4 protein-coding genes are annotated in these 7,369 nt (G+C 71.3%); 3 read left to right on the top strand and 1 reads right to left on the bottom strand.

Going from position 1 to position 7,369, the window contains the following annotated elements; all coding sequences use genetic code 11:
* Positions 1-180: 180 nt before the first annotated feature.
* The 3 genes from ACY45C_RS06000 (at position 181) to ACY45C_RS05990 (ending at position 6,034) form a co-directional block, all read left to right on the top strand.
* The gene (locus tag ACY45C_RS06000; protein WP_462186652.1) at positions 181-1,593 is read left to right on the top strand and encodes a DUF5925 domain-containing protein; all 1,413 of its coding nucleotides are present in this window, start codon (positions 181-183) and stop codon (positions 1,591-1,593) included.
* Between the two features lie 376 nt (positions 1,594-1,969).
* Positions 1,970-3,619: a carboxyl transferase domain-containing protein gene (locus ACY45C_RS05995; RefSeq protein ID WP_462186656.1), complete on the top strand. Its 1,650-nt coding sequence runs from the start codon at positions 1,970-1,972 to the stop codon at positions 3,617-3,619.
* A gap of 186 nt (positions 3,620-3,805) precedes the next feature.
* On the top strand, positions 3,806-6,034 hold the full coding sequence (locus ACY45C_RS05990; protein ID WP_462186651.1) for an acetyl/propionyl/methylcrotonyl-CoA carboxylase subunit alpha: 2,229 nt from the start codon (positions 3,806-3,808) through the stop codon (positions 6,032-6,034).
* Positions 6,035-6,110: 76 nt separating this feature from the next.
* Here ACY45C_RS05990 and ACY45C_RS05985 read toward each other — a convergent pair.
* On the bottom strand, positions 6,111-7,369 hold a 1,259-nt coding region (locus ACY45C_RS05985), incomplete at its 5' end, for a toll/interleukin-1 receptor domain-containing protein (protein ID WP_462186650.1).

Raw genomic sequence — 7,369 nt, 5'->3', positions numbered from 1 at the left:
AGGCGCGCCGGTGGTGGGGCCGGGAGATTCCCCGGGCGGCTGGCCGGGCCGCAACGTCCTCGGATCGGCCCTGATGGAGGCACGCGACAGGTCGCGGGCGGTGTACGGCCCCCGCGATGTGCCCGAGTAAATCGCGCAACGGGATGGCCGGGCGCTGAGTTGTCCGGGACCATCGGACAGGTGTCAGTTCCACATCAGAAGGCGTCGCTGCCTAAGTCCTGGATGGTCTCCGAGTCACTGAGCGGAGGAATGAAGCTCCCTTTCGTCGTCGGCCTGGACGACTCGGACACGCCCTACGACGTCGTCGACGCACTCGCCCTGGCTCCTTTCACAACCGAGCAGCCCTGGGCCCGCAGTGCCCGGGTTGACCGGCTCCGGCCGGGAGCCACGCTGCTACCGTCAGGGGCGAGGGTCCTGCGCGCGGTTGTCGAGGAGTCCCGCGATTCACGTCTCGCGGTCGGCGAGGGCTGGACGGTGCGAGCCGTGCGCTGGCGCGGCGGGGGTGGTGAGGTGACCGTCACCGCGGTGAGTGAACAGCTCGCCCGGGTGGTGATCGAGGACGTGCTCCGCTCGTCCGTCGTCGAGAGCGGTGCGGACAACGCCGTCAACATGGGTTTCTGGTATCTGTCCAGTCAGCGTGGTCCGATCCGGACCAGCCGCCGGACGGCCACCACGACGTGGGCTTCGATCCGCGCCAACTACGCCTCGGCCGCCGTGGGCCCGCTCGACCGGCTCATGGCGGTTCGCCGGGACAACGTGGTCGGCCGCCTGATCCTCCTGCATGGTCCGGCGGGAACCGGGAAGACAACCGTGCTGCGGGCCCTGGCGAACGAATGGCGATCCTGGTGCCAGGTCGACTGCGTCCTGGATCCCGAGGCGCTGTTCGCCGATCCCGCCTACCTGATGGAGGTCGCGATCGGCTTCGACGACGACGGGGACGCGGAGGGGGAGAGCGCCGACGGCGGGGGTACCGACGGCGGGGGTACCGACGGCGGGGGTACCGACGGCGGGGGTACCGACGGCGGGATCGCGTGGGCCGGGGATGCGGACAGCGGCGATGCCAGGTCCGGGGATGCCGGGTTGGGGGATGCCAGGTCCGGCGATGCCGGGTCGGGGGATGCCGAGTCGGGGGATGCCAGGTCCGGGGATGCCAGGTCCGGGGATGCGGACAGTCGTGGTGCCCAGGCCGCGGCGACCGACCGCATGGGCGGGCCACCCACCCACCGGTGGCGGCTGCTGGTGATCGAGGACTGCGACGACCTGATCCGAGGGGACGGCCGGGGTGCGGCCGGGCAGCAGCTCTCCCGACTGCTGAACCTCACCGATGGTCTGGTCGGGCAGGGCCGCGAGGTGCTGGTCGCCCTGACCACGAACGAGGATCTGCTGCGCATGCATCCCGCCGTTGTCCGTCCCGGTCGCTGCCTCGCCCAGATCGAGGTGGGAGCCCTGCCGCACACCGAGGCGGTGTCCTGGCTGGGCTCCGCGGAGGGGGTCCGGTCGAGCATGACGCTGGCAGAGCTGTTCGCCCTGCGGGACGGCCGCGGCCTGCCGCGGCCCACCACCCCGGACGCCCGCCACGGCATGTACCTGTGACGGCTGCGCGCCGTACTCCCGATTCGGGCCCACCTGGCCGGGAGCAGGCCGGGCCGGCGGCCGAGGGGCGGGGCGCGCCGGATCACGGCGAGAAGTCCCGGTCGGACGTCACCGGTCAGGCATCGCTAAAGTTAGCCACCGGGGAGCAGCCGGTGTATTTCGGATCGCCGGATCCTGGTCTCGGTCCCGGTGGTGGGTGAATGTCGGTGAAGGGGTGAAGGTCCGGCAATGGCGATGGGGATCGGCCGCCTGCCCGATGGTCCCCGCCGCCGTCTGCCTTGACGACGAGGTTAGCGGTCGTTAACTTGGAAACGTTGTTTCGGGGCCCGACGTCCACCCGTGGGGGGTGACTGTGAGCGCAGCACGCGCCGGAACCATCGCCGGTCGGCGGTCCGACGAGGTCCGACGGTCCTCGGCCACGCCGGTCCTGACCAGTCGGGTCGATGCCGCGGGTGAACAGGGACGGCGCAATGCCGAGGGGCATTGGCACGCCGTGACCGATCTCCAGGAGCGGTTGGCGGTGGCGGCGGTCGGCGGGTCGGAGCAGGCGCGGTCCCGCCACGTGGCTCGCGGCAAACTCCTGCCCCGCGACCGGGTCGACGCGCTGCTCGACCGGGGGAGCCCCTTTCTGGAGCTTTCCCCGCTAGCCGCGAACGGCTTTTACGAGGATCCGGTTCCTGGGGCGGGCATCATCACCGGTATTGGCCGGATCTCGGGTCGGGAATGCGTGGTGGTCGCCAACGACGCCACGGTCAAGGGTGGCACCTACTATCCGTTGACCGTGAAGAAGCATCTGCGTGCCCAGGAGGTGGCGCTGCAGAACCGGCTGCCCTGTGTTTATCTGGTCGACTCCGGGGGGGCGTTTCTTCCGCTGCAGGACCAGGTCTTCCCGGACCGGGAGCATTTCGGGCGGATCTTCTTCAACCAGGCCCGAATGTCCTCGCTGGGAATCTCCCAGATCGCGGCGGTGCTCGGTTCGTGCACGGCGGGCGGCGCGTACGTTCCCGCGATGGCCGACGAGGCGGTGATAGTCAGGAATCAGGGGACGATCTTCCTCGGTGGTCCGCCGCTCGTGAAGGCCGCGACCGGCGAGGTGGTGTCGGCCGAGGATCTCGGCGGCGGGCTGCTGCACTCCCGCACCTCCGGGGTGACCGACCACCTGGCCGAGGACGACGCCCAGGCGCTGCGGATCGTGCGCTCCATCGTCGCGGGCCTCGCGCCGCGCGGTCCGCGGCCGTGGGAGCTGGAGCCGACCGAGGCACCGGCGGTCGACCCGGCCGGGCTGTACGCCGCGGTACCGACGGACGGGCGCACCCCCTATGATGTGCGGGAGGTGATCGCGCGCATCGTCGACGGCAGCCGTTTCGCGGAGTTGAAGAAGGAGTACGGAACGACGCTGGTCACCGGGACCGCCCGCCTCCATGGCCATCCCGTGGGAATCGTCGCGAACAACGGGGTGCTCTTCGGCGAGTCGGCGCTGAAGGGCACCCATTTCATCGAACTCTGCGATCAGCGCGGTATCCCGTTGGTGTTCCTGCAGAACATCACCGGTTTCATGGTGGGTCGGGAGTACGAGGCCGGTGGCATCGCGAAGCATGGCGCGAAGATGGTCAACGCGGTCGCCTGTGCCCGGGTGCCGAAGTTCACCGTGGTGATCGGCGGTTCGTTCGGCGCGGGTAATTACTCGATGTGCGGTCGGGCATTCTCGCCCCGTTTTCTGTGGATGTGGCCGAATGCCTGCGTCTCGGTGATGGGCGGGGAGCAGGCGGCGGCGGTGCTGGCGACCGTGCGCCGGGACCAGATGGAAGCCGCGGGGGTCGCCTGGAGCGAGGCTGACGAGGCCGCCTTCCGGGCGCCGATCTTGAATCGGTACGCGGAGCAGGGCAGCCCGTACTATTCGACCGCTCGGCTGTGGGACGACGGTGTCATCGATCCGGCCGACACCCGTATGGTGCTGGGCCTGGGCCTGTCGGTGGCGGCGAACGCTCCGCTGGAACCGGTGGGCTACGGCGTCTTCCGGATGTGAGGGGGACATCCTGACGTGCGGAAACATCCGATGTGAGGAAACCAATCGTGAGGATCAAGGGTGTCCACGGCTGATCTGTCCGCCACGAATCACGCAGGCGGCGGCACCGGTCACGGTCCGGATGGCCATTTCACGCCGGCCCGGTCGGCGGGCGTCGTGCCGCCGAGGGCGCCGGGAGCGTCGGGCTTGACGTTTTCGTCGGTGCTCGTCGCGAACCGGGGTGAAATCGCCGTCCGGGTGATCCGCACACTGCGCGATCTCGGTATCCGGTCCATCGCCGTCTACTCAGACCCCGACGCTGGGGCGCGGCACGTCCGGGAGGCGGATGTCGCGGTGCGGCTGGGCCCGGCGCCCGCGAAGGAGAGCTACCTCAGCATCGAGGCCGTGCTGGAGGCGGCGAGGGTGTCCGGGGCGGAGGCCGTCCATCCCGGTTACGGCTTCCTCGCCGAGAACGCGGCCTTCGTACAGGCCTGTGAGACGGCCGGAGTGCTCTTCATCGGACCGTCGCTCGCCGCGGTGCAGGTGATGGGCAACAAGATCACCGCGCGGCGGACGGTGGCCGAGGTGGGGGTGCCGGTCGTGCCGGGCCGGTCGGCGCCGGGCATGAGCGATGCCGCGATCGCCGAGGCCGCCGGTCAGATCGGCTATCCGGTGCTGCTCAAACCCTCGGCGGGGGGTGGTGGCAAGGGGATGCGCATCGTCCGCGAGCCCGCCCGGCTGCCGGAGGCGATCGCGTCGGCCCGCCGGGAGGCCGCCGCCGGCTTCGGGGATGACACCCTGTACGTGGAGCGGTTCATCACCCGCCCCCGCCACATCGAGGTCCAGATCCTCGCCGACGAGCACGGCAGCGTGCTCCACCTGGGTGAGCGGGAGTGCAGCCTGCAACGGCGCCACCAGAAGATTGTTGAAGAGGCGCCGGCGCCGGCGCTCGACGCGCGGACCAGGGAGCGGCTCGGGGCGGCGGCGGTCGCTGTCGCCAGCGCCGTCGGCTACGTCGGAGCGGGCACGGTCGAGTTCATCCTGTCCGCCGACGCGCCGGACGAGTTCTACTTCATGGAGATGAACACCCGGCTCCAGGTCGAGCATCCGGTCACCGAGCTGGTGACGGGGGTGGACCTGGTCGCCGAGCAGATCCGGATCGCGGCCGGGGAGCCGTTGCGCTTCGGTCAGGCCGACATCCGCCTGACCGGGCACGCGGTGGAGGCGCGGATCTACGCCGAGGACCCCGGGCGGGGATTCCTGCCGACCGGCGGTCGGGTACTGGCTTTCCGGGAACCGGCCGGGCCGGCCATCCGCGTCGACGCCGGCATCGGGGCCGGGGACATCGTGAGCACCACGTACGATCCTATTCTGGCCAAGGTGATCGCCTGGGGTGCGGACCGCGCCGCCGCGATCGCCCGTCTCGACACCGCGCTCGCCGGCACGGTCCTGCTCGGAGTGACGACCAACATCGGCTTCCTGCGCTCGCTGCTCGCCCATCCGGACGTCGTCGCCGGGCGGCTCGACACCGGTCTCGTCGAACGTGATCTCGCCGCCCTCACCCCGGGAGACCTGCCCGGCGAGGCGCTCCTCGGCTACGCCCTGGCCAGGCTGCTGGCATTGCAACCGACCGGTCCGGTGGTCGACCCGTGGGACATCCCCTCCGGCTGGCGGCCCGGTGAGCCCGCATGGCTGACCTGGGACGTCGCCCTGCCCGGTGGGGCAGTACCGTCCGGCGGCCCCGACGGCGCCGGATCTGGCGGCAGCGCGTCACCCGAGATCGGGGCTGGGGCTGGGGCTGAGGGCGGGGCCGGAAACGGTCATGGGGATGGGAACGGCGACGGGGGCGGGAACGGCGACGGGGATGGGGCGGAGCCGGGAGGCGGGGAGCGGGCGGTGCGGACGGTGTCGACGTTGCGGGTCGCGGCGCGCGGCACCCCCGATGCGGCCCGGGTCCGGATCGCCGACGGGCCGCCGGTCGCCGCATCGGTCAGTCAGCTCGGCGACGAGCTGCTCGTCACGATCGGTGCGGTCACCACCCGGTGGGCCTACGCGTGGGAGCCCGCCGACGGGATCCTCTGGCTTGGCCGCGACGGTGGGGCGTGGGGCCTGGCCGAGGTGATCCCGGTGGCGGGCACCGGGGCCGGGCCAGTGCTCGGCGGGCAGGCGCGTAGCCCCATGCCGGGCACGGTGACCGCGGTGTTGGTCGAACCGGGGATGACCGTGGCGGATGGGCAGTCGCTGGTCGTCGTCGAGGCCATGAAGATGGAGCACACCGTCTCGGCGGCGGGCGCCGGGATCGTCAAGGAAGTACTCGTCCGGCCTGGCGACCTCGTCGCCCTGGACCAGCTGCTGGTGGTGATGTCCGTGGCGGGCCCGGCCGGCCCCGGATCCGCATCAGCCGCCCCGGCGGCCCGGCGAAATGTGGAGGGTTGAGCACGATTTGACGCCGACGGCCGCCCTGGGCCGCGGTCGTCGGCGTCAATGCGGGCCTGGAACGTCAATCCTTCTCTCATCGCTCGGTCAGCCGCTGCAGGAGCGTCTTCCGGGCGTCGGCCTCGGCCAGGTTGGACAGGTCGACGTGGGCCGAGGAGGCCTGATCGAATGCGGCCGGCACGGCACAGGCCTCGACCAGGACGGTGACGAGTCTGCACGCGGGCCCGGTCGGGTCATCCGCGTCCAGGGCCGCCCGCCACTCCCACCACTCCCGCTGCTCATGGACCGAGGAGAGATAGGCGGGGGAGAGCAGAACGAGTGTCCGGTGGGCGTGCCGGGCGCCATCACGCATCGTGATCCTTGGCGGCCCGTCCGTTCCGTCACCCGCCTGGAACAGTAGGTGGCAACCGGCCTCCTCCAGCTGCCAGGCGATCCAGTCGGCCCAGGCCTCGTCGGGCTGGGCGTACGAGATGAAGAAGTCGTACCGCCCGGACGGCCCCGGCCATTGTGGCGTGGATTGCCCGGGCCGTTGTGGCGTGGACGGCCGCACGACCGCGGGCTTCTGGTCTGCCGCCTCAGGGGGGACGGCCGCGGTTGCCGCGGTCTCCGCCGGGCGCCGCTCGTCCGGGTTGTGCCAGTCCCCGCGCGGCCGGTCCGGATGCCGGCTACCCGGGTGATGCCGGCCGTCGGGGTGATGCCGGCCGAGGAACACCGCGGCGCTGTTCGCCGCGAGCCGCAGGAACCATCCCTGGTCCTCCGGCCGGGTGGATGCCCGTCCGAGGCAGGTCAGGGCGACGGCCAGCAGGGACAGCGGGATCTGGTCGCGCCACAGGTCGACCAGACCGGCCCGGCGTGCCCAGTCCTCCGCCGCCGATCGGACCCGGTCGATGAGCAGGAACAGCCACCGCGGCACGAGGTCTCCGTCCTGCTCCGGGTCGAGCAGCAGATCGATGACGGCGGTGCGTTGCGCCGCGGACAGCTCCGACAGTGTCCGGGCGAGGATGTGCAGGACCAGATGGACGGGATCCCGGGTGAGCACGGCGTCGGCCGCGTACCGCGACAGGTCGATCAGCTGGTACGTCGTGTCGATGTTGCGCAGTGAGGACGGGATCAGGATGTTCTCGATGTGCAGGTCGCCGTGGGCCTTCCCGACGAAGGCCGGGATGCGAATACCGTCCGTGCGCGATGGGTCCAGGACCAGCGCGAACGGGTTCGGCAGAGGGTGGTCCTCGCCTTCGGCGTCGATGGTGAGGCCGGGGTACGCCGCGGCGATGCGCCGCAGGCGGCTGTCCGGGGCGAGCCGCTCGGCGAGCTGACGGGCAAGGATGGTCGGCA

Source organism: Frankia sp. CcWB2 (genome assembly GCF_977927585.1).
The sequence above is the reverse complement of the archived record's forward strand: the minus strand, read 5'-3'. Positions and strand labels throughout refer to the sequence as shown.